Genomic DNA, 20,445 nt, shown 5'->3' with positions numbered 1-20,445 from the left:
CTGTCCTGTGCCGGACTGCGCCCCATCGCCGGGCTCCTTATCATCGGCGCCCATGTACCAAGCCCTTCGTCCCTCGCGCAGCGAATTCGTGCCCGTGCGCAACCTCCGCTACCACGTGCGCCTCTGGGGCGAGCCCTCGGCCGCACGGCCGCCGCTGGTGCTGCTGCACGGCTGGATGGACGTGGCCGCCTCCTGGCAGTTCGTGGTCGACGCACTGGCCGAAGAGCGCTTCATCGTCGCGCCCGACTGGCGCGGCTTCGGCCTCACCGACGGCGGCGGTGTCGACAACTACTGGCTGCCCGACTACCTGGCCGATCTCGAATGGCTGCTCGACCACTACGCGGGCGAAGGCGACGCGGCGCGGCCGGTCGACCTGGTCGGCCACAGCATGGGCGGCAATGTCGCCATGCACTACGCGGGCGCCCGGCCCGGGCGCATCCGGCGCCTCGTCAACCTCGAAGGCTTCGGCATGCCGGCGCGCAAGCCCGAGGAAGCGCCCGCGCGCTACGGCCAGTGGATCGACGAGCTCAAGCGCCTGCACCGCGGCGAGATGGCGCTGGCGGGCTACTCGGGCGTGGACGGCGTGGCGCGGCGGCTCATGAAGACCAACCCGCGCCTCACGCCCAACAAGGCCGGCTGGCTCGCGAGCCATTGGTCCGCGCTCCAGGTGCAGGCCGACGGCAGCGAGCGCTGGCAGATCCTCGGCGACGCCGCGCACAAGATCATCAATGCCAACATCTTCAGGGTCGACGAAACGCTGGCGCTCTATGCGCGGATCTCGGCCCCCACGCTGATGGTCGAGGCTGCCGACGACAGCCTGCAGGGCTGGTGGAAGAACCGCTACACGCTCGAAGAATTCCACGAGCGGCTGAAGTCCGTGCCTTCGGTGCGCATCGAGCAGGTGGCCGAGGCGGGCCACATGCTGCACCACGACCAGCCGCAGCGCGTGGCCGGATTGATCGAGCAGTTCCTGGCCGGCTGAGCCGGCCGGCGCGTCAGGCCGTGGCGCGCCGCAGCGCCGCGCGCGCCAGCAGTCGTGTGGAGTCGAGCGTGGGCAGCGGCGAATTCACGTCGTTCATGATGAGTGGAATCTCGGTGCAGCCGAGCACCACGGCATCGCAGCCGTCTTCGTCCTTCATGCGCTGGATCACGCGCCGGAACGCGAGGACCGCGTCGGGCGTGAAGACGCCGCGGACCAGCTCGTCCATGATGATGCGGTTGATTTCCTCGCGCTCCAGGGCCGTGGGCCGGACGTATTCGAGCCCCCTGGCCGAGAGCTTCTCGGGATAGACCTCGCTGTCCACCAGCCAGCGCGTGCCGGTGATGGCGAGGCGCCGGAAACCGCGCTGCACCGCTTCGTCGGCCACGCACTCGGCGATGTGCAGCCAGGGCAGCGGCGAGCGCGCCTCGATGAAGGGCAGCGCCTGGTGAATGGTGTTGTCAGGGCAGACCAGGAAGTCAGCGCCGATCTTGGCCAGCTTGCTCGCCGAGGCAAGCATCACCTCGCCCACGCCATGCCAGTCGCCGCGGTAGATGTGCGCCATGTAGTCGGAAAGCGAGGGCGTGTGCATAGCCACTTCGGGATGCGCATGCGGGCCGAGCAGCTCGGCCCCCTCCACGCAGATGGTCTGGTAGCAGAGCGCCGCGCCTTCGGCGGAACACCCGACGATTCCGATGTGCTGGGTCATCCGCACATGCTACAAGCCCGACGGCCGGAGCGCGCCGGGCCGGCCCGGAAAACCCGGTTTTCTTCGGCGGCGCCGTTGCCCGTGAGCATCGGCCCCCTCGATTGCCTAAGAAGAATTACTGCAGGAAGCTGGGCTTGGCATAGCCCTGAAACTTGCTGTCGACCACGGCCTTGAATTCCTTCGAGCGGTAGGCCTCGGCGATGTCCCTGGCCCAGGGCGCGTTCTTGTCCGCGCTCTTCACGGCCACCACGTTCAGGTAGTAGTCGGGCGTCTTCTCGAGCACCACGGCTTCGTTGAGCTTCAGGCCCGACGAGATCGCGAAGTTGCCGTTGACGATGGCGTATTCGGTATCGCCCAGCGAGCGCGGCAGCTGCGCGGCCTCGAGCGGAATGAACTTGAGCTTCTTCGGGTTCTCGGCTACGTCCTTCTCGGATGCGCGCAGCGGATCGACGCCGGGCTTGATGGTGATCAGCTTGTTCTGCTCCAGCAGCACCAATGCGCGGGCCAGGTTGCTCGGGTCATTGGGCAGCGTGAAGCGGTCGCCCTCCTTCACCTCGGCCAGCGTCTTGCGCTTGGTGGAGTACACGCCCAGCGGCGCGATCGGGCCCTGCACCAGTTCGGCAAGGTCGAGCTTCTGGTCGGCCGAGAACTTCTTCAAATAGACCTGGTGCTGGAAGAAGTTGGCATCGAGCGAACCCTGCGCGAGCGCGAGGTTGGGCTGCACGTAGTCGTTGAACTCGACCAGCTTCACCTTGTAGCCCTTCTTTTCGAGGATGGGCACGATGCCGAACTTGAGCTGGTCGTAGTTGGAGCCGGCGGTGCCGCCGATCACGAGGTTCTTCTTGGCTTCCTGGGCCTGCGCCGGTGAAAGGCCGCCGAACGACAGGGCAAGCAGGGACAGGGCAAGGACGGAGCGGCGTAGCAGAGCGGTTTTCATGAAATCAAAAAAGGAAGGAACGAGAGAAAAAAGATTCAACGCTTGTCCAGCCTGCGCGCCGTGGTGTTGCCCACGAACTGCAGGATCTGCACCAGCACCACGAGCAGCGCCACGGTGAGCACCATCACGTCGGTCTGGAAGCGGTAGTAGCCATAGCGGATCGCCAGGTCGCCGATGCCGCCGCCGCCCACCACGCCGGCAATCGCCGAGTAGGAGAGAAAGCTCACCGCCAGCACCGTGAGCGCGAGCACCAGGCCCGAGCGCGCCTCGACCACCAGCACGCGCCAGACGATCTGCAGCTCCGAGGCGCCCATGGCATGCGCCGCCTCGATCACGCCGCGCGGCACTTCGCGCAGGCACTGGTCGACCAGCCGCGCAAAGTACGGAATGGCCGCGAACGACAGCGGCACCGCGGCCGCCAGCGGGCCGATGGACGTGCCCGCGATCACCCGCGTGAACGGCACCAGCGCCACCAGCAGGATGATGAAAGGAAACGAGCGCACGGTGTTCACGATCCAGTTGAGCACCAGGAACGCCGGCTTGTTCTCGAGCGACTGGCCCGGCCCCAGCAGGAACAGCAGGATGCCCAGCGGCCCGCCGATGAGCACCGCGGCCGAGAGGCCGATGGCCAGCATCAGGAAGGTCTGGCCCGTGGCGGTCCACAGCTCGGGGAGGATGGGCGCGATGTTCTCAAACATAGGCCACCTCCTGCGGGCTGCGCTGCAGCGACGGCGGGTGAGGCTCGATGGGTTCGCGCGCCTCGCGTTCGCGGCGGCGCACCAGCGCGTCGATCTCGCGGCCCAGCGCCGTCTTGCGCTCTTCGCTCGGCGCATCGACCACCGCGAACTGCTCCACCAGCCGGCCCTTCTCCAGAATGGCCACATTGCGGCACAGCACCTCGACCACCGAGAGCTCGTGCGTGACGATCACGATGGTCACGCCGATCTTCTGGTTGATGTCGCGCAGCGTTTCGAGCAGCGCGCGCGTGGTTTCGGTGTCCAGCGCCGAGGTGGGCTCGTCGCACAGCAGCACCTGCGGCCGCGGCGCCAGCGCACGCGCAATGGCCACGCGCTGCTTTTGCCCGCCCGAGAGCTGCGCCGGGTAGGTGTCGATCTTCTCGGCCAGGCCCACCAGGGCCAGGCATTCGCGGACCCGCGCATCGATCTCGGCCCTGGAATGGCGGCCATGGATCTTCAGCGGGAAGGCCACGTTGTCGAACACCGTGGCGTTCTGCAGCAGGTTGAACTGCTGGAAGATCATGCCGATGTTCTGGCGCGTGTCGCGCAGCTCGCGGCGCGAGAGCGTCGTGAGGTCGCGCCCGCCCACGAAGACCCGGCCCGCATCGGGCCGCTCCAGCAGGTTGATGAGGCGCAGCAAGGTCGACTTGCCCGCGCCGCTCTTGCCGATCAGGCCGAACACGTCGCCGGGGTGGATGTCGAGCGAGAGCGACTGTACGGCGTCGAACACCTCGCCGCTGGGCAGTGCGAAGGACTTCTGCACGGATTGAAGACGGATCACGGGCTGCGCGTTGCCGCGGCCCGCATCGGAAGAAAGGTTGCTCATGAAAAAGGCAGCGGCGGGCGCGGAGCCGGCCACAAAGGTTCGCGAAAAGGGGCCGAGTATGAAAACAAAGGCGCCAAAAGGGAACGAACAAATCGTCTCATGCATATGCATGAAAACGCATAAGACGCCCGAATTGCCCGGCGCAGACGCCATATCGATATGCCCATTGGTTCGTTCCCAAATGCGCCGGGCAATGCCACATTCGCGCCCTCCTTTTTTGATTTCGCGCAACAACATGCACACCACTTTCCGCCGCCGCACCCTCGCCCTTGCCACGCTGGCCGCCGCCCTTCTTGCCGGCAACGCCGCGCTTGCGCAAGACAAGAACACCGTCAAGGTCGGCGTTTCCGTCGGCAGCGCCGAGCAGGTCTTCGAAGTGGTCAGGAAGGTCGCCGCCAAGGACGGCCTGAACATCCAGGTCGTGGTGTTCAACGACTACCAGCTGCCCAACGCGGCCCTGGCCTCGGGCGACCTCGATGCCAATGCCTTCCAGCACCAGCCCTTCCTGGACAACCAGAACAAGGCACGCGGCTTCGACATCGTGCCCGTGGGCCTCACCATCACCGCGCCGCTGGGCTTCTACTCGCGCAAGATCAAGACGATCGACCAGTTGCCCGAGGGCGCCTCGGTCGGCATCCAGAACGACCCGTCGAACGGTAACCGCGCCCTGTTGCTGTTGCAGTCGGCCGGCCTCATCACGCTGAAACCCGAGGCGGTGAAGAACAACACGGCCACGCCGCTGGACGTGGTTTCGAACCCAAAGAAGCTCAAGCTGGTGCCGCTCGATGCCGCCCAGCTGCCGCGCTCGCTCGACGACCTGACCATTGCCGCCATCAACAACGACTATGCCGAGAAGGCAGGCCTGTCGCTCAACAAGGACGCCGTGATCAAGGAGGCCGCGAAGAGCCCCTATGCCAACCTGATCGCCGTGCGCCGCGCCGACAAGGACAAGCCCTGGGCCAGGCGGCTGGTGGCGGCCTACCAGTCGCCGGAGGTGAAGAGCTTCATCGAGACGCAGTTCAAGGGCTCGCTGGTCCCGGCGTTCTGACTTTCTTTCTCTTCTCCCTCCCCCCGGGGGGAGGGTTGGGGTGGGGCAAGCGGCACTCGCAATGGGCGCCCTGCGCGCCCCCATCCCAGCCTTCCCCCAAAGAGGGAAGGAGCAATACAGCGCCGTTCCTGGGTGGGTTATCGGTCCATGAGAAAATGCCCGGTTTCCCCCGAACACAGTCAGGACACCCCATGGACGCAGAACAAATCAACCAGATCGGCGCAACGCTTGCAGACCTGAGCGCCCGGACTGCGGATTTACGGAGGTATCTTTGACTACGATGCCAAAGCTGAACGACTGAGGACAGTCAACGCATCGCTCGAAGATCCCAACGTCTGGAACGACCCCAAAAAGGCCCAGGAACTGGGCCGCGAGAAGAAGTCGCTCGACGACGTGGTCGTCACGCTCGACCGCCTCACCAGCGGCCTGTCGGACAACACCGAGCTCTACGAGATGTCGAAGGAAGAAGGCGACCTGGACGGCTTGCAGTCCATCGCCGATGACGCCGCCGCGCTCGAAGCCGACATCAAGCAGCTCGAATTCCGCCGGATGTTCAACAACCCGGCCGACCCGCTCAACGCCTTCGTCGACATCCAGGCCGGCGCCGGCGGCACCGAGGCCTGCGACTGGGCCAGCATGCTGCTGCGCCAGTACCTGAAGTACGCCGAACGCAAGGGCTTCAAGACGCAGATCGAGGACGAAACCCCGGGCGACACCGCCGGCATCAAGGGCGCGACCATCAAGGTCGAGGGCGACTACGCCTTCGGCCTCTTGCGTACCGAGACCGGTGTGCACCGCCTGGTGCGCAAGTCGCCGTTCGACTCGTCGGGCGGGCGCCACACCAGCTTTGCGAGCATCTTCGTGTACCCGGAAATCGACGACTCCATCGAGATCGAGATCAACCCGGCCGACGTTCGCACCGACACCTTCCGCGCCAGCGGCGCGGGCGGCCAGCACATCAACAAGACCGACTCGGCCGTGCGCCTCACGCACATCCCCACCGGCATCGTGGTGCAGTGCCAGGACGGCCGCAGCCAGCACAGCAACCGCGACGTGGCGTGGAAGCGCCTGCGCTCGCGCCTGTACGACCACGAGATGCGCAAGCGCCAGGAAGAGCAGCAAAAGCTCGAGGACAGCAAGACCGACGTGGGCTGGGGCCACCAGATCCGCAGCTACGTGCTGGACAACAGCCGCATCAAGGACCTGCGCACCAACGTCGAAGTCTCGGCCACGCAGAAGGTGCTCGACGGCGACCTCGACGTGTTCATCGAAGCCTCCCTCAAGCAAGGCGTGTAACCGATGAGCCTGACGCACGGGAAGGTCGAAGCCCTGATCTTCGACATGGATGGCACCATGATCGACTCCATGCCCTGGCATGCGCGCTCGTGGGTGGAGTTTGCAGAGCGCCACGGCGTGAAGCTTGACGTGAGCGAGATCCTCGCGCGCACCACGGGCCGCACCGGTACCGAGAGCATGCGGCAGCTGTTCGAGCGCGAACTTTCCGACGACGAGTGCCTGGGCCTGGTGCACGAGAAGGAAGAGATCTACCGCGCCCTCTTCCACGACAACTTCACCGAAGTGGCCGGCTTCACCGCCTTTGCGAGGGCCGCCGTGGCACGCGGCCTGAAGGTGGCCGTGGGCACGGCCGGCGACCGGCACAACATCGAGTTTGCGATGTCGCGCCTGAAGATGGACCCGCTGCCGCTGGCCATCGTCGGCGGCGACGAAGGCTTTGCCGGCAAGCCCACGCCCGAGATCTTTCTGGAAGCCGCGCGCCGCATCGGCGTGGCGCCCGAGCGCTGCATCGTCTTTGAAGACGCCCCCTTCGGCATCGAGGCCGCGCGCCGCGGCGGCATGCGTGCCGTGGCCGTGTGCAGCACCCATACCGCCGCCGAGCTTGCCGGCCCCCATGTGATTGCCGCCGTTCGCGACTACGACGAACTCGCCCATTCGAATTTTCTGGAGACACTCGATGCTGCTGCAGCGTGACGCCCAAGGGCAACCGATTGCCATTCGCCGCGAAGACTATGCCGCCCCGGCATTCTGGATCGACACCGTCGACCTCACCTTCGACCTCGACCCCGCCAAGACCCGCGTGCTCAACCGCATGCAACTGCGCCGCAACCCCGACGCGCCGGCCCAGCCCCTGCGCCTGGACGGCGACGAGCTGAACCTGGCGCGCGTGCTGGTCAACGGCCAGGGCGCATCGTTCCGCATGGAAGGCGACCAGCTCGTGATCGACGGTTTGCCCGACGCTTTCGAGCTCGAAATCTTCACCACCTGCTGCCCCATCAAGAACACCAAGCTGATGGGCCTGTTCGTGAGCGAAGACACCTTCTTCACGCAGTGCGAGGCCGAGGGCTTCCGCCGCATCACCTACTTTCTCGACCGTCCGGACGTGATGGCGATGTACACCGTGACGCTGCGCGCCGCCAAGGCCGCCTACCCGGTGCTGCTGTCGAACGGCAACCTCGTCGAGCAAGGCGAGCTGCCCGAAGGCCGCCACTTCGCCAAGTGGGTCGACCCCTTCAGGAAGCCCTGCTACCTGTTCGCGCTGGTGGCCGGCAAGCTGGTGGCGCGCGAGCAGCGCATCACCGCGCGCAACGGCAAGGAGCACCTGCTGCAGGTGTACGTGCGCGCCGGCGACCTCGACAAGACCGAGCATGCGATGAACTCGCTGGTCAACTCCGTGCTCTGGGACGAGGCCCGCTTCGGCCTGCCGCTGGACCTGGACCGCTTCATGATCGTCGCCACCAGCGACTTCAACATGGGCGCCATGGAAAACAAGGGCCTGAACATCTTCAACACGAAGTACGTCCTGGCCAACCAGGCCACCGCCACCGACGCCGACTACAGCAACATCGAAAGCGTGGTCGGCCACGAGTACTTCCACAACTGGAGCGGCGACCGCGTCACCTGCCGCGACTGGTTCCAGCTGTCGCTGAAGGAAGGCCTCACCGTCTTCCGCGACCAGGAGTTCAGCCAGGACCTGTGCGCCGACCCCTCGGCCCGCGCCGTCAAGCGCATCGAGGACGTGCGCGTGCTGCGCACCGCCCAGTTCCCCGAAGACGCCGGCCCCATGGCCCACCCGGTGCGGCCCGACAGCTACATCGAGATCAGCAACTTCTACACCGTCACCATCTACGAAAAGGGTGCCGAGGTGGTGCGCATGATGCAGACGCTGGTCGGCCGCAAGGGCTTCGAGCGCGGCATCACGCTCTACTTCGAACGCCACGACGGCCAGGCCGTGACCTGCGACGACTTCGCCCAGGCCATTGCCGACGCCAACCCCGATTCGGAACTCGCCCGCCTGCTGCCCCAGTTCAAGCGCTGGTACAGCCAGGCCGGCACGCCGCGCCTGGCCGCGCACGGCGTGTACGACGCGCAGAACCGCAGCTACACCCTGAGCGTGGTGCAAAGCTGCCCGCCCACGCCGGGCCAGGCGACCAAGGAACCCTTCGTCATTCCGGTGAACATCGGCCTGCTCGATGCGAGCGGCCGCGAACTGCCGCTGCAGCTCCAGGGCGAAAACGAAGTCACGCGCGGCACCCGCACGCTGGTGCTCTCGCGCGCCGGCGAGCAGATCACCTTCGTGGGCCTCGACGCCGAGCCCGTGCCTTCCATCCTGCGCGGCTTCAGCGCGCCGGTGATCCTGGACTTCGAGTACACCGACGCCCAGCTGCTCACCCTGCTGGCCAACGACCCCGACCCGTTCAACCGCTGGGAAGCCGGCCAGCGCCTGGGCCTGCGCGCCGCGCTGCAGGGCATTGCGGCGCGGGCGACCGAAACCACCCCGGTGCTGAACGACGCCTACATCGACGCCATGCGCAGCGTGCTGCGCAACCCCCAGCTCGACGCCGCCTTCAAGGAACTGGTGCTCACGCTGCCGTCGGAAACCTACATTGCCGAGCAGCTCGACGTGGTCGATCCGCAGCGCGTGCACCTGGTGCGCGAAGCCATGCGCGCCCAGCTGGCCACCGCCCTCTTCGCCGACTGGCAGTGGGCGTATGAAGAGAACCACGACACCGGCGCCTACACGCCCGACCCGACCTCGTCGGGCCGCCGCGCGCTGGCCGGCATGGCGCTCAACTTCCTGTGCCTGGCGGCGCGCTCCTCGGGCGACACCGTGTGGCCCGGCAAGACGCTGCAGCGCTTCAAGGACGCCGGCAACATGACCGACCGCTTCAACGCGCTCAACGCGCTGGTGTCGTCCGGCCACACCCTGGCCGCGCAGGCGCTGGCGCGCTTCCACGCTCTCTTCAAGGACGAGGCCCTGGTCATCGACAAGTGGTTCTCGCTGCAGGCCGGCGCGCCCGACCGCGGCGGCGACATCCTGCCGCTGGTCAGGCAGCTGATGAAGCACCCCGACTTCTCCATCAAGAATCCCAACCGCGCCCGCAGCGTGATCTTCAGCTATTGCAGCGCCAACCCCGGCGCCTTCCACCGCCCCGACGCCGCCGGCTACGTGTACTGGAGCGAGCGCGTCATCGAGCTGGACGCCATCAACCCCCAGGTGGCCGCCCGCCTCGCCCGCGCGCTCGACCGCTGGAGCAAGCTGGCCGAACCCTACCGCAGCGCCGCGCGTGAAGCCATCGCCCGCGTGGCGGCCAAGCCCGACCTCAGCAAAGACACCCACGAAGTGGTGACCCGCGCCCTGGCCGGTAACTGAACAAGCAAGGAACACAGAAAGCACATGGCTCAACAAAAGATCTCCCTCACCCGCTACCTCGTCGAAAAGCAGCGCGCCGACGGCCTTATTCCCGGCCAGCTGCGCCTCTTGCTCGAAGTGGTGGCCCGCGCCTGCAAGAGCATCAGCCAGGCCGTCAACAAGGGCGCGCTGGGGGGAGTGCTAGGCACTGCCGAGAGCGAGAACGTGCAGGGCGAGATCCAGAAGAAGCTGGACATCATCGCCAACGAAGTGCTGATCGAGGCCAACGAATGGGGCGGCCACCTCGCGGCCATGGCCAGCGAGGAAATGGACAGCATCTACGTGGTGCCCAACCGCTACCCGCAGGGCGAATACCTGCTCATGTTCGACCCGCTCGACGGCAGCAGCAACATCGACGTGAACGTGAGCATCGGCACCATCTTCAGCGTGCTGAAGAAGCCCGATGACACCCCCGGCGTGCAGGAAGCCGACTTCCTGCAGCCCGGCACCCAGCAGGTGGCGGCCGGCTACTGCATCTACGGCCCACAGACCACCCTGGTGCTCACCGTGGGCAACGGCGTGGCCATGTTCACGCTCGACCGCGAGCAAGGCAGCTTCGTGCTCACGCAGGAGGACATCCAGATTCCGGCCGACACCAAGGAATTTGCGATCAACATGAGCAACATGCGCCACTGGGACGATCCCATGAAGCGCTACATCGACGAATGCCTGGCCGGCAAGGAAGGCCCACGCGGCAAGGACTTCAACATGCGCTGGATTGCCAGCATGGTGGCCGACGTGCACCGCATCCTGATGCGCGGCGGCGTGTTCATGTACCCGTGGGACAAGCGCGAGCCCGAAAAGGCCGGCAAGCTGCGCCTGATGTACGAGGCCAACCCGATGAGCTGGCTGGTCGAGCAGGCCGGCGGCGCGGCCACCAACGGCAAGCAGCGCATCCTCGACCTGAAGCCCACCAAACTGCACGAGCGCGTGAGCGTGATGTTGGGTTCGCGTAACGAAGTCGAGCGTTTGACCAAGTACCACGCCGAAAAGGCCTGACGGTGTTGCTATAATCCGAGGCTTCGCCGGTGTAGCTCAGTCGGTAGAGCAGCTCATTCGTAATGAGAAGGTCGGGTGTTCGATTCATCTCTCCGGCACCAATCGCAGTAAGGAAAGCCCGCTATCGAAAAGATAGCGGGCTTTTTGCTTTGTGGTGTCATGTAGCCACCATGTAGCCACGGGGCTATTGGTTCCGAGTTTTCTGCGCACTTGCACTTCGGGTCAGAACAACGCGAGGAGCGGCATGTTTGTAGATCGACGAATCAACACCGCGACGCAAGCTGTGGAGACTTGATGGTGCGACTGGGCCGCCCACCCCTGGCTGCACGGATTCCCAAAAATGTTTTCATCAGCCGTATCGCTAAGGAGGCGTGGGCGTCCACTCCGGCCGCGGTCTGGACCGCCGAGCGGCCTCAAGAGCTTGGCATTCATGCCCACGTCCACGACGGTCACTCGCGCATCGAAAATGACACTTTCGGCGAGGTCGTCTGTAAGGGGAGAAACTTGACCGGCTGCGGCTGGTCGAGATGATGGCGAGCCAGACGACCAATTAAATCATCGCGACGGCCAACCGTCAGGAGATAGCGAATGAAAATCGAGGTGGCCACCTTGGTGGAAGGCAGCGAGTCAGACGCCGGCGACGGCATCACCGATGCGAAGCGCTGCGTCCTTACTCTGCCAGACGGCACGTTGCACGCCGCTGTTCTCAAGCGCGCACCTCTCGGGCATGTCGCTGCGGAGTGTTTCAGCGCACTGCTGCTGAAGGCGTGGGGATTGGATGTGCCGACCCCGTATGTCGTGCAGGTTGACGGCGGGATCGCTTTCGCCAGCGCCGATGCCGGCTATCCAAGCCTCAAGCAGCGCCTCGGCATCAACGCGCTGCCTGAAGGGCCGCTGCGCGACGCTGCCATCAAGCTGGCAGCGGAGCTTACGAGCAGCTTCGCGAGCACGCCTTTGGCGCTGGCTGCCGACGAGGCGATCGACAATCGAGACCGCAATCTCGGCAACATCCTGTGGGATGGCGCGGCAGAGACTTGGATAGACCACGCCATGGCACTTGGCGAGGGCGCGCACATGGATGACCTGAACAAGCTAGCGACGATGGCCGTAATGGTGGGCAGTGCGGACATGGTTCAGGCTTCAGCCATCGCTCAGTCCTTGGCTCTCGATCGTTCCCATATCGAGACCGCCGCACTGGCCACGTCGGATGCCGTCGGGAGCTTCGAAAAGGCGAACTTCGTAGCTGACCGCGTTGCGCGCTTGGGAATGCTGGTGCTAGCTCGCTTTCCCCAGCCGCACGACTTACTATCACCTTGATGCAAGCACTTTCACCCGCACTCACGCCGTGGCGTCCACTCTTCTGGGAGCCCGTCGCGGGTACGGGCGAGCGCATCATGGTTGGCGTGCTGCATCGATACGGCGGTAGATGGTCCAGCGCGCGGATCATTCGCGATGACGTGCTCGATTCACTTTACGGCGCCTCGTCGGCCGCTGCGCGGCGCTTGATCGATTACGGCCTGGGGCTATATCAGGCCGCGGCCGCAACGGTGGACGGTGCCGAGTCGTTGAATGTTTCGCTGGGCGGCTTGCATCCGGGACCATTGCGGGAGACGAGCGCCTCGTCGGCCGCTGATTTGCTACGCACTGCCGCCTTGCTGTACAGCAGCTTAGCGAACCTCGACAAGCTCGACGACGCAGACGAGGCCGATGCGCCTCAGAACGAAGAAGTCAATCGGCGATTTAGCACCGAGGTGCGCGACACCGTTGCGCTGCGCCGGCCCGACTTGCTGCGATATTTCGGCCGTCCGAGCACGCTAATCGAAGGCGGTCAGCCCGTTCGGTTTGGCTTCCTGTCGCCCAAGATCGTGATGCACTTCGTAGTTCTGCACCCGGTCCGCCAAAATCCAAGCGTGCGCGATGCGAGAGCGCGCATCTTTGAACTACAGCGTGCCCGAGAGATTTCGGGAATAGTGCAAGCTGCACTGATTGCTGCGGTGCCGCGCCCGGATGATGCAACCCTTGGCAGCAAGCAAAGGGATCAGCTTGGCATCAATCGAAAGGAAATCGAGGATGAGGTCGATGCCATGCACATGCAGTGGTATGCGGTGCACACCGCCCTCGAGGGTGCGGATCGAGTTATTGAAGTAGCAAGCGCCTGAGCGACCTCTGAGTATTGCTCACCTCTGGACTTGGCCCGCCGCGCGCGGGCTTTTTCATTAGCGCTTTCCATGGAAGGCACCGCGTCTATTCGACCGATTGACCGTCCGTGTAACACGAAACCAGCTCAACCGCCCTCACCCGCAAGTTCGAAACCAACCGCTCACGACTGGGACAATTGCAACAGCAGCAGCGACGAGCGCCGCAACAGCCGCCCACAGGGTGTACTTGGCTGACCGCTCCGAAGCCACGGCCGACCGCACGGCCGCGCCAACGGCGCTACGCGAGTACTCGTCGAGGCGCTTTTCTTCCTCGCACCGCAACCATTCCTTCACGAGGCCTATGGTTCGGTTGTCATTGAAGTCGCCGCGAGCGAGCGAAGTGCGGAGCGCTGCCTCGCCGGTCTCGCCTCCGCCCTTTTCCGTCACCCACTCATCGATTGCCAACAACGTCATGAATGCCATGCTCGATCCTCCTACGGCAGGATGCCGCGCTTGATGCGTCGCAGTGCTTTGCGACATCGCCCTTATGCTTCGCGTCAGCGACGCACCAGCGCCGCTTGCGATGCGGCATAGACGTAATCGGTAATCGACCCATCCTGGATCCGCCGCACCGCCTCATCGATGACATGGAGCGGCACCAAGAACCACTCACGCGGCTGGACCGGGTTGCCGAACCGATCCTCGATCGTCAGGTCCAGCCGCGCCTCTTGGAAGATGCGGTGAAACAGGTTCTCCAAGCGGGTGCGGTTGAGGTTCGACAGCACATAGGTGGCCACGATCTCGACCTTGGCCAGCAGGTAGGTGGCATCCGTGGCGGCGTTAGCGATGCGAGTCTCGACCTTGCCGCCGGTGATGCCAATCTTGTGGATTAACTCACGGTGCTCGGCCACGAACGGGTGGTCGGACAGACTGCGAAGGACGTAGATGGTGCCATGGACGATGTCGTCCGGCTCCATCTTGTCGGCGAATAGGGGACCAGCGTCCGCATCGGTGATGCGGCGTCCCGTTTCGTCCTTGTAGAGCGCCCGCTGGAGGGAGCGCTGCAACAGGTTGCTTTCGGTCCCATTGGAAAAGATCACGCGCAGGCGGGCGTCGGGCTCGCCGTTGGGCGTGCGGAACGTCTCCCCCATCTCGGCGACGTAAACCACCTGCCCGCCCAAGATGAAAAAATTGCCCTCTGCCACGCTGGCGTCGCGCCCGAATCGCAGCGTCCTTCGTACCCCCGATTTGAGGTCGTTCTCCACCCGCTCGAACAACGGCTGGAAGCGCTCGAAGTCTTCGCACTTTGTGCGGTTGGCGATGTCCTCGGCAGCCTTGCGCTCTTCGAAGGAACGGACGTGTCGCAATTGGGTGATGTCGTCGCTGCCACCGTCGCCAGCCAGGCTCAGTTCGGCCAGCAAAGCTTCGTCGTCCAGCCCATCGGCCACTTCGGGCGTGGTCCGGCTGGACGATGCCGCTAGCAGGCCGTGTGTGTCCAAGGGCGCGAGCAGCGGGTGCGCGGACGTGAGGGCGCGCAGGCGGTCGAGCCGCACCGCGTAGAGCCGTTCGAAAATGTCGCGCTCTTCGCCGTGCTCCGGAGCCCGGCCGTGAGTCTTGACGAAGCGCAGGATGTCTTCGAACCCAGCGATGAGGCGTTCTTCCTGCGGTGTGTGACTGCCAGTGTTGAGGGGCGCGACTTCGACGCCTAGCGCGGCCAATAGGTCTTCGTCTTCCATATCAACCATTCGTGCCTCCTCGCGCATCGGCCGCCTTCTGCTGGGCCAGGTGGCGCGCCAGCGCGGCCACGCCCTCGGCCATCTTGCGCTCCCAGGCGTCAGACGAATTGATGTCCGGCGCCCGGCCCCGCTCGTTCTTGAACAGCAGCGCCCGCTTGGCTAGGTCGCGGGCCTCGTCGAGGGGAATGGCCACGCGCTTGGCGGCGATGCTGGCCTGAACCTGGCGCAGCACCTTCTCGTCCATGGCTTTGGCCAGCACCGCGTAGGCCGCGTCGAACGGATTGATCCGGTCGATGAGGTCGATGTCCAGATCCCGCACGTTGACGAACTTGCGCACACCGTCGATGAGCGAGGTGTTTCCCTGCTCACCCTTGGCGTCCATTTCGGCCAACTTCTGTTTGGCCTGCTGGGTGATGTTGAGCACGGCGATAGCGTGCTGGCGCACTGCCTCCCGGTCTTCCTCGCTCAGGTCGGGATAGCGGTCGCGCACGATCTTGCCCAACTGCACCTGGGTCAATTCTTCCGGCAGCGTGTTGTCCTTGTCGAACAGACCGCGCTCCAGGACGGTCTTGTCCTGGATGAACCCAGTGATGACTTCGTTCAAGTCCTCGCGGCAGATGCGTGCCGCTTCAGCGGACCTGGGCACGGCCAGTCCGTTGATCTCCACGTGGACCTCGCCGGTCTTGGCGTTCACGCCCAGGTTGGACTTGTCTTCCTGGTAGCCGCCTTCGCCGTAGTCGAACCCGTCCTTCGGGCCTTGGTTCTTCGGTGTGAACTCAAAACGCGGAGCCAATACCTGCTCCATAAGCAGGCTGGCCGCGATCGCCTTCAAGGTGTCGTTCACCGCATCCACCACCACTGCCTCGTCCGCGGCCGGCTCGGCGATGAGGTTGGTGAAGCGTGAGCGCTCCTTGCCTGGCGCATCGCGGGTGGCCCGGCCGATGATCTGCACGATTTCGGTCAGGCTGCTGCGGTAGCCGATGGTCAGCGCGTGCTCGCACCAGATCCAGTCGAACCCTTCCTTGGCCATCCCTAAGGCAATGATGATGTCGACGTTGTCCCGGTTATCTTTTTGCGCGGGGTCCTTCAATGCGGACAGCACCTTGGAGCGGCGGGACGCGTCGCTGTCGTCGACCAGGTCGGCCACGTGGATTGTTCGACCGTCCTTAAGCTCGATCAGGTGAAACCCCGTGGTTTCATCCCGGCCCTTCCACTCCCCCAAGGCTCCCAAAATCTCGTCAACTTCCTTGTGCTTGTCTTTCAGGCTCTCTCGTGCATTGACGTTCGGGATGTGGACGATGGTTTTCTGCGACGGGTCCAGCACCTTCATGATGGCGTCCAGATACCGGCCCGTGTAGAAGAAATAGCCGATGTCCAACCACTTCAAATAGGTGTAGCCGTTGAGCTGTTCGTAGTAGGTATAGGACACTGTCTCGAACCGCGCCTCGTCTTCGGGCGCCAGCACTGCCACGGTATCGCCGCGGAAGTAGGAGCCGGTCATGGCCACCACGTTAACCTGGTTGCGGGTGATGAGCTGGCCCAACTGGCTACCCAGCTTGTTGTCCGGGTTGCTGCTGACATGATGAAATTCGTCGATGGCGATCAGCCGGCCGTCGAAGGCCTCAATGCCGAATTCGTCCACAGCAAACCGGAACGTAGCGTGGGTGCACACCAGCACTGTGTCTGCGCTGGCCAGGAACGCGCCCAAGGCTTTGACCTTGGATGGCGCCACCTTGCCGTTGTCTTCGCCGGGCGCGTTGCACAGGTTCCATTGCGGCCGCACTACCCAGTCCGCCCAGAATCCATGCTCGGTCAGTTTTTCGTCGGCGAAGCTGCCCCCAATGGAGCGCTCGGGCACGACGATGATGGCCTGCTTCAAGCCCTGGTTCTGGATCTTGTCCAGGGCAATGAACATCAGTGCCCGGGACTTGCCCGACGCCGGCGGCGACTTGATAAGCAGGTATTGCTCGCCGCGCTTGGCGTAAGCGCGCTCTTGCATCGGGCGCATGCCCAGGGCGTTGACCTTCCCGGACGCCCCCGTGCGCGCCGTAGCAATTGAAACAGAGGGGACGGTATATTGGTTGGTCGGATTTTCAGGCGCGCTCATGTTCTGCTCTGTCCTTTAGATATGCCTTCTCGAACCACATGGGGACTTCAACCTCTTCCTGCTTGACCCACATTTCCTTGGGAACTGCTTGCCAAAATCCCAAAATGGCGGCCGAAAACTCCTCGAGATGTCCTTCCGTGACCTTCATGTTGGTGTGATCGAGGAAGTGGGATCGATATTCGTCGTCCCCGCCAATCGGGTCGAGAACGAATTCCGGATACTTTTCCTTCAGTTGATCGAGTGAAGTCCCGTCTCCATGCTTGAACACGTTCACCACCAGCCGCATTGCGTCCAGTCGCTCGTATCCGGTGACGGCGCTGGCATCGAAATCGAGCACGAGAAGCAGGTCGAACACTGAAGAAATGTCGGCCTTCCAAATGGCCCTCACGAGATTGTCGCCATGGTGCCAACTGCGCAGTTCTTTAGTAAGCCACTCTCGCAGCTTCTTGTCCCATTCGTGATACATCCCCGCAATGACACTCAGTCGGGTCCGTTCCAGCATGTCCCTCAACAACAGGTAGAACTCAATACCCTTGTCGTTGGCTGATTCGTAAAAGTCGCCTACATCGTCGGAGTCAGGGTTGAAGAACCTCGAAGTTTGCTTTAGATATTCCTCGGCTGCCTTGTTGGCTTCTGCTTCGATGTTGTCGAATTGGGTCAGCAGGCGTTTGCGGGCCTGCTCGAAATAGAAGCGATGCTCCGCCATCCAGGTTTGCCGCGTTGGCTCCCACATTTGAAAAGCAAGCAGGCTCATTTGGCTCTTCCAGTCTTCGGCCCAGCCTGAGCAATCATCTTGGTGTAGAGGTCGAACAGCTTTTCCAGCCGCTCGGTGTCGTTTCGAAAACGCCGGCCGATATAGATGCGCTCGAGCACTTCGTCGTTCCGATCATGGGCCTGACGAAGGTTTTCCGGCATCTTTTCTGCGTTATATAGGTCGGCAATAGTTGCCGGGAAGTGCACTTCGCGAGCCAAGAGAATTTCCTCCGCACAGCGAGACAAATCCATCCTATTCTGCTCGGTCAACAACGGGATTGGAAATGTATTCCATCCAAGTTTGTTGCCATATGAATAGTCCGCTCTAAGCTTTGAACAAACGGCATCAATCCACACCAAATGCATCTTTGAAGCAATTAATGCCAAATTCCAAAGCGGCTCATCATAGAGCGCAAAGCATTTGTGACTTATAACTGGACCGGCCTGAAAATAGTCAACAGGGAGGTATGGTCGATTTACAGAGGAAATACTGGGAACTACAATAGCCCGATCGCCATTTTTGGCAGACTTTTGGATGAAACGATGAGGGACCGTAGCTTTAGCCCTAGTCGAAGGCGCATCACTTGCAAGACGGAACTCTCGAACCTTGTCCAGAATTTTAACTACGGCTCCGCTCTTCATTGCCAATTCAAGTGATTCATCCTCCACCCAAAGGCAGGCTCTCGGCTTTGAATGAATTAACTCTTCCGAGCCAAAATAGTCTCGAACGAGTGAAGGATTCACGCCATCTTGGGCCACTAATCGTCGCGCTTCATCCTTGCTAAAGATCAGATTTCCACCGTCTTTAGACATATTTCCCAAGTACATCTGACCGATTGCTGAGATCGGCTCGCTCCTACCGGAGACAACTACAGTCGTATTAGGAACTAGGTAAGGACCTATTGCCTCAACTTCTCTAGCCACATTATCCGAGATCAATAGACAAGGCGTGCCTTGGTCTTTTGGTGAAATCCCGACGATAACAACGCTTACGCCAGCCTTATTGGCCGCGAGATTAGACCAGTGAAAAGAGGTATGGGCGAATGAGATTCGCATATCGAGATCAAATACCAGGGGCCATAAGAGAGCAACTTGTTCTCCCTCGCAAATGGTCTTCGTTGCAACGAGACCAGCAGACGCGCTGGTGGCGTTGCAGTACTGTGCCGCTTTAAAGACCCAGTTTGCGACATAGTCCAACGATGCGTATGAGCCACGAAAAGCCGAGAAAACATAGGCGGCATCGGCCTTTTCCGATTCGCCTTTTTTATTCCTTCCCTTGTAGGGTGGATTGCCGCAAATATAAGTTTCTCCGCCCTCGTTTTTAAAATCGATCTCCGCTTGGTCAGTCGGTGTATCAAAGAGGTCATCCCCTACGAGCTTGACGGTCGTTCCCGTGGGGGGACAGATAGCCAGCCAATCCAACCGCAGCGCGTTGTCGCAGGTGATCCAATTCTGTGAGTCCAAAGGCAAAACCTCGGCTAGGGCTTCCTTCTGGCCGCGGTAAAGCATGTCGCACTGGAACTCGGCGATGATCAGCGCCAATCGCGCGATTTCCGCTGGGAAGTCACGCAGCTCAATGCCGCGAAAGTTGGTCAATGGGATCTCCGTCCGCAGATCGGACTCGCCCCGACGCTGATTGACTACCGCCTCAATCGCGCGCATCTGCTTGTAGGCAATCACCAAGAAGTTGCCGCTGCCGCAGGCCGGGTCGAACACGCGGATGCGCGACATGCGCTTGCGCAGGTTCAACAGCTTCACCTTGTTGTCCCCGGCGGCCTCCAACTGGGCGCGAAGGTCGTCGAGGAACAGCGGGTTGAGCACCTTCAAGATGTTCGGCACGCTCGTGTAATGCATGCCCAGGGCGCCGCGCTCTTCGTCGTCGGCCACCGCCTGAATCATCGACCCGAAAATGTCGGGGTTAATCTCCTTCCAGTTCAACTCGCCGGCGCGCAGCAGGTAGGAGCGGGCCGTGCGGGTGAACTTGGGCACATCGGTGTTGCCCGAGAACAAGCCGCCGTTAACGTAGGGGAACTGCTCCGCCCAACGGGGAAGCTGGGCCGCAGGGCGGTCGTCTACGTGGATGTTCATGGCGCGGAAGACAGCTTCGAGCACGTTGTGGGTGTTCGACCCGTCGCGCTCGGTCATCTGCTCCAAGGTTCGCGTGAACAGGCGTGAGCCTTGAAAAATGTCGGTGTCTTCGGCGAAGAAGCAGAACACTAGGCGGGCCATGAAGTGGTTCATATCCACCTGCCGCTCGTCGGTGGCCCAGTCCTTGTTGTTCTGCAGCAGTTCGACGTACAGCTTGTTCAGGCGTCCGGTCGCGCGGACATCGACGGGGTTGTCCTTGATTTCCTTGATGGTGGAAATGCCGGCCAGCGGCAGGAAAAAGCCAAAGTGGTCGGGGAACTGCGGAAACTCGCACGCCAGAGCCTCGCCGCTGGTCAGGTCTTCGGCTTCGAGCGTCTGTCCGTCGGTGGCCAGGAGGAACTTGGCCTTGGCTTGTTGGGTCTTCGCGCTGGCCCGCAACGCCTGCAAAGTGGCGTGGACGGCGCCGGGCGCGCACGTAGCAATGTGGATGTTGTTGCGCTGGAGCACCCCGCCCGGCACGTCCGAGGCGTTGGTGTCGCCTTTGCGCAGCCTCTTGATGGTCGTTTCCTTGTTGCCAAAGGCTGTCAGGAAGGCGAACGGAAACTCCGCGCCATCAAATGGTTCCACGGCCAGGGTCGATAAGGCCTCTTCGATCTCTACAGCGTTCATGCACTCGAATT

17 protein-coding genes and 1 tRNA gene are annotated in these 20,445 nt (G+C 62.9%); 9 read left to right on the top strand and 9 right to left on the bottom strand.

Annotation, left to right across the window (positions count from 1 at the left end; all coding sequences use genetic code 11):
• Positions 1 to 52 precede the first annotated feature (52 nt).
• The gene (locus FB547_RS23300; protein WP_145746031.1) at positions 53 to 982 is read left to right on the top strand and encodes an alpha/beta fold hydrolase; all 930 of its coding nucleotides are present in this window, start codon (positions 53 to 55) and stop codon (positions 980 to 982) included.
• A 13-nt stretch (positions 983 to 995) separates the two neighbouring features.
• Here FB547_RS23300 and FB547_RS23295 read toward each other — a convergent pair whose 3' ends face one another.
• The 4 genes from FB547_RS23295 to FB547_RS23280 all read right to left on the bottom strand — a co-directional run bounded on the left by FB547_RS23295 (position 996) and on the right by FB547_RS23280 (position 4,188).
• Positions 996 to 1,688 (bottom strand): aspartate/glutamate racemase family protein, encoded by a 693-nt coding sequence (locus FB547_RS23295; protein WP_145746030.1) that lies wholly within the window; start codon positions 1,686 to 1,688, stop codon positions 996 to 998.
• Positions 1,689 to 1,803: 115 nt separating this feature from the next.
• Positions 1,804 to 2,625, bottom strand: a complete 822-nt coding sequence (locus FB547_RS23290; protein ID WP_145746029.1) for a MetQ/NlpA family ABC transporter substrate-binding protein — start codon at positions 2,623 to 2,625, stop codon at positions 1,804 to 1,806.
• Positions 2,626 to 2,660: 35 nt separating this feature from the next.
• On the bottom strand, positions 2,661 to 3,323 hold the full coding sequence (locus FB547_RS23285) for a methionine ABC transporter permease (RefSeq protein ID WP_055803217.1): 663 nt from the start codon (positions 3,321 to 3,323) through the stop codon (positions 2,661 to 2,663).
• Positions 3,316 to 4,188, bottom strand: coding sequence for a methionine ABC transporter ATP-binding protein (locus FB547_RS23280; protein WP_145746028.1), 873 nt, complete (start codon positions 4,186 to 4,188; stop codon positions 3,316 to 3,318). Before FB547_RS23280 ends, FB547_RS23285 begins: the two co-directional genes overlap by 8 nt.
• A 235-nt stretch (positions 4,189 to 4,423) precedes the next feature.
• Between FB547_RS23280 and FB547_RS23275 the strand changes: the two genes are divergently transcribed.
• The 8 genes from FB547_RS23275 to FB547_RS23240 all read left to right on the top strand — a co-directional run bounded on the left by FB547_RS23275 (position 4,424) and on the right by FB547_RS23240 (position 13,102).
• Entirely contained in the window at positions 4,424 to 5,236 is an 813-nt protein-coding gene (locus FB547_RS23275; RefSeq protein WP_145746027.1) for a MetQ/NlpA family ABC transporter substrate-binding protein, read from the top strand.
• A 191-nt stretch (positions 5,237 to 5,427) separates the two neighbouring features.
• Positions 5,428 to 6,532, top strand: a protein-coding gene (gene prfB, locus FB547_RS23270) for a peptide chain release factor 2 (protein WP_145746026.1) whose coding sequence is annotated in 2 segments (ribosomal slippage) — positions 5,428 to 5,508 and positions 5,510 to 6,532 — 1,104 coding nt in all. Because the reading frame shifts where the segments join, the coding sequence is not laid out codon by codon here.
• Between the two features lie 3 nt (positions 6,533 to 6,535).
• Positions 6,536 to 7,225: an HAD family hydrolase gene (locus tag FB547_RS23265; protein WP_145746025.1), complete on the top strand. Its 690-nt coding sequence runs from the start codon at positions 6,536 to 6,538 to the stop codon at positions 7,223 to 7,225.
• Positions 7,209 to 9,905, top strand: a complete 2,697-nt coding sequence (gene pepN, locus FB547_RS23260; RefSeq protein WP_145746024.1) for an aminopeptidase N — start codon at positions 7,209 to 7,211, stop codon at positions 9,903 to 9,905. The genes FB547_RS23265 and pepN overlap by 17 nt, the downstream gene beginning before the upstream one ends.
• Before the next feature lie 24 nt (positions 9,906 to 9,929).
• The gene (locus FB547_RS23255) at positions 9,930 to 10,943 is read left to right on the top strand and encodes a class 1 fructose-bisphosphatase (RefSeq protein WP_145746023.1); all 1,014 of its coding nucleotides are present in this window, start codon (positions 9,930 to 9,932) and stop codon (positions 10,941 to 10,943) included.
• Positions 10,944 to 10,968: 25 nt separating this feature from the next.
• Positions 10,969 to 11,044, top strand: a tRNA-Thr gene (locus FB547_RS23250).
• 487 nt (positions 11,045 to 11,531) lie between these two features.
• Complete coding sequence (locus FB547_RS23245; protein ID WP_145746022.1) at positions 11,532 to 12,260, top strand: hypothetical protein; 729 nt, start codon at positions 11,532 to 11,534, stop codon at positions 12,258 to 12,260.
• On the top strand, positions 12,257 to 13,102 hold the full coding sequence (locus FB547_RS23240; RefSeq protein ID WP_145746021.1) for a hypothetical protein: 846 nt from the start codon (positions 12,257 to 12,259) through the stop codon (positions 13,100 to 13,102). The genes FB547_RS23245 and FB547_RS23240 overlap by 4 nt, the downstream gene beginning before the upstream one ends.
• A 135-nt stretch (positions 13,103 to 13,237) precedes the next feature.
• Here the strand turns inward: FB547_RS23240 and FB547_RS23235 are convergent, their stop codons facing one another.
• From FB547_RS23235 to FB547_RS23215, 5 genes are all read right to left on the bottom strand, one after another.
• A complete protein-coding gene (locus FB547_RS23235; RefSeq protein WP_145746020.1) occupies positions 13,238 to 13,564 on the bottom strand; it encodes a hypothetical protein in 327 nt (108 codons plus the stop codon).
• Positions 13,565 to 13,638: 74 nt separating this feature from the next.
• Positions 13,639 to 14,826, bottom strand: coding sequence for a GIY-YIG nuclease family protein (locus FB547_RS23230; RefSeq protein WP_145746019.1), 1,188 nt, complete (start codon positions 14,824 to 14,826; stop codon positions 13,639 to 13,641).
• Complete coding sequence (locus tag FB547_RS23225) at positions 14,819 to 16,924, bottom strand: DEAD/DEAH box helicase (protein WP_145746018.1); 2,106 nt, start codon at positions 16,922 to 16,924, stop codon at positions 14,819 to 14,821. Before FB547_RS23225 ends, FB547_RS23230 begins: the two co-directional genes overlap by 8 nt.
• Positions 16,911 to 17,678, bottom strand: a complete 768-nt coding sequence (locus FB547_RS23220) for a hypothetical protein (protein ID WP_145746017.1) — start codon at positions 17,676 to 17,678, stop codon at positions 16,911 to 16,913. The genes FB547_RS23225 and FB547_RS23220 overlap by 14 nt, the downstream gene beginning before the upstream one ends.
• The gene (locus FB547_RS23215; RefSeq protein WP_145746016.1) at positions 17,675 to 20,434 is read right to left on the bottom strand and encodes a class I SAM-dependent DNA methyltransferase; all 2,760 of its coding nucleotides are present in this window, start codon (positions 20,432 to 20,434) and stop codon (positions 17,675 to 17,677) included. Before FB547_RS23215 ends, FB547_RS23220 begins: the two co-directional genes overlap by 4 nt.
• Positions 20,435 to 20,445 lie beyond the last annotated feature (11 nt).

The sequence above is a fragment of the Variovorax beijingensis genome (genome assembly GCF_007828835.1).
Classification (GTDB): domain Bacteria; phylum Pseudomonadota; class Gammaproteobacteria; order Burkholderiales; family Burkholderiaceae_C; genus Variovorax; species Variovorax beijingensis_A.
Note: the sequence above shows the minus strand (reverse complement) of the source record. Positions and strands in the feature narration are given on the sequence as shown.

What these genes read in the sequence shown, in the direction of transcription:
- FB547_RS23300 (WP_145746031.1), top strand. Translation starts at nt 53, where the DNA reads ATGTACCAAGCCCTTCGTCCCTCGCGCAGCGAATTCGTGCCCGTGCGC.
- FB547_RS23295 (WP_145746030.1), bottom strand. Translation starts at nt 1,688, where the DNA reads ATGACCCAGCACATCGGAATCGTCGGGTGTTCCGCCGAAGGCGCGGCG.
- FB547_RS23290 (WP_145746029.1), bottom strand. Translation starts at nt 2,625, where the DNA reads ATGAAAACCGCTCTGCTACGCCGCTCCGTCCTTGCCCTGTCCCTGCTT.
- FB547_RS23285 (WP_055803217.1), bottom strand. Translation starts at nt 3,323, where the DNA reads ATGTTTGAGAACATCGCGCCCATCCTCCCCGAGCTGTGGACCGCCACG.
- FB547_RS23280 (WP_145746028.1), bottom strand. Translation starts at nt 4,188, where the DNA reads ATGAGCAACCTTTCTTCCGATGCGGGCCGCGGCAACGCGCAGCCCGTG.
- FB547_RS23275 (WP_145746027.1), top strand. Translation starts at nt 4,424, where the DNA reads ATGCACACCACTTTCCGCCGCCGCACCCTCGCCCTTGCCACGCTGGCC.
- FB547_RS23265 (WP_145746025.1), top strand. Translation starts at nt 6,536, where the DNA reads ATGAGCCTGACGCACGGGAAGGTCGAAGCCCTGATCTTCGACATGGAT.
- pepN (WP_145746024.1), top strand. Translation starts at nt 7,209, where the DNA reads ATGCTGCTGCAGCGTGACGCCCAAGGGCAACCGATTGCCATTCGCCGC.
- FB547_RS23255 (WP_145746023.1), top strand. Translation starts at nt 9,930, where the DNA reads ATGGCTCAACAAAAGATCTCCCTCACCCGCTACCTCGTCGAAAAGCAG.
- FB547_RS23245 (WP_145746022.1), top strand. Translation starts at nt 11,532, where the DNA reads ATGAAAATCGAGGTGGCCACCTTGGTGGAAGGCAGCGAGTCAGACGCC.
- FB547_RS23235 (WP_145746020.1), bottom strand. Translation starts at nt 13,564, where the DNA reads ATGGCATTCATGACGTTGTTGGCAATCGATGAGTGGGTGACGGAAAAG.
- FB547_RS23230 (WP_145746019.1), bottom strand. Translation starts at nt 14,826, where the DNA reads ATGGTTGATATGGAAGACGAAGACCTATTGGCCGCGCTAGGCGTCGAA.
- FB547_RS23225 (WP_145746018.1), bottom strand. Translation starts at nt 16,924, where the DNA reads ATGAGCGCGCCTGAAAATCCGACCAACCAATATACCGTCCCCTCTGTT.
- FB547_RS23220 (WP_145746017.1), bottom strand. Translation starts at nt 17,678, where the DNA reads ATGAGCCTGCTTGCTTTTCAAATGTGGGAGCCAACGCGGCAAACCTGG.
- FB547_RS23215 (WP_145746016.1), bottom strand. Translation starts at nt 20,434, where the DNA reads ATGAACGCTGTAGAGATCGAAGAGGCCTTATCGACCCTGGCCGTGGAA.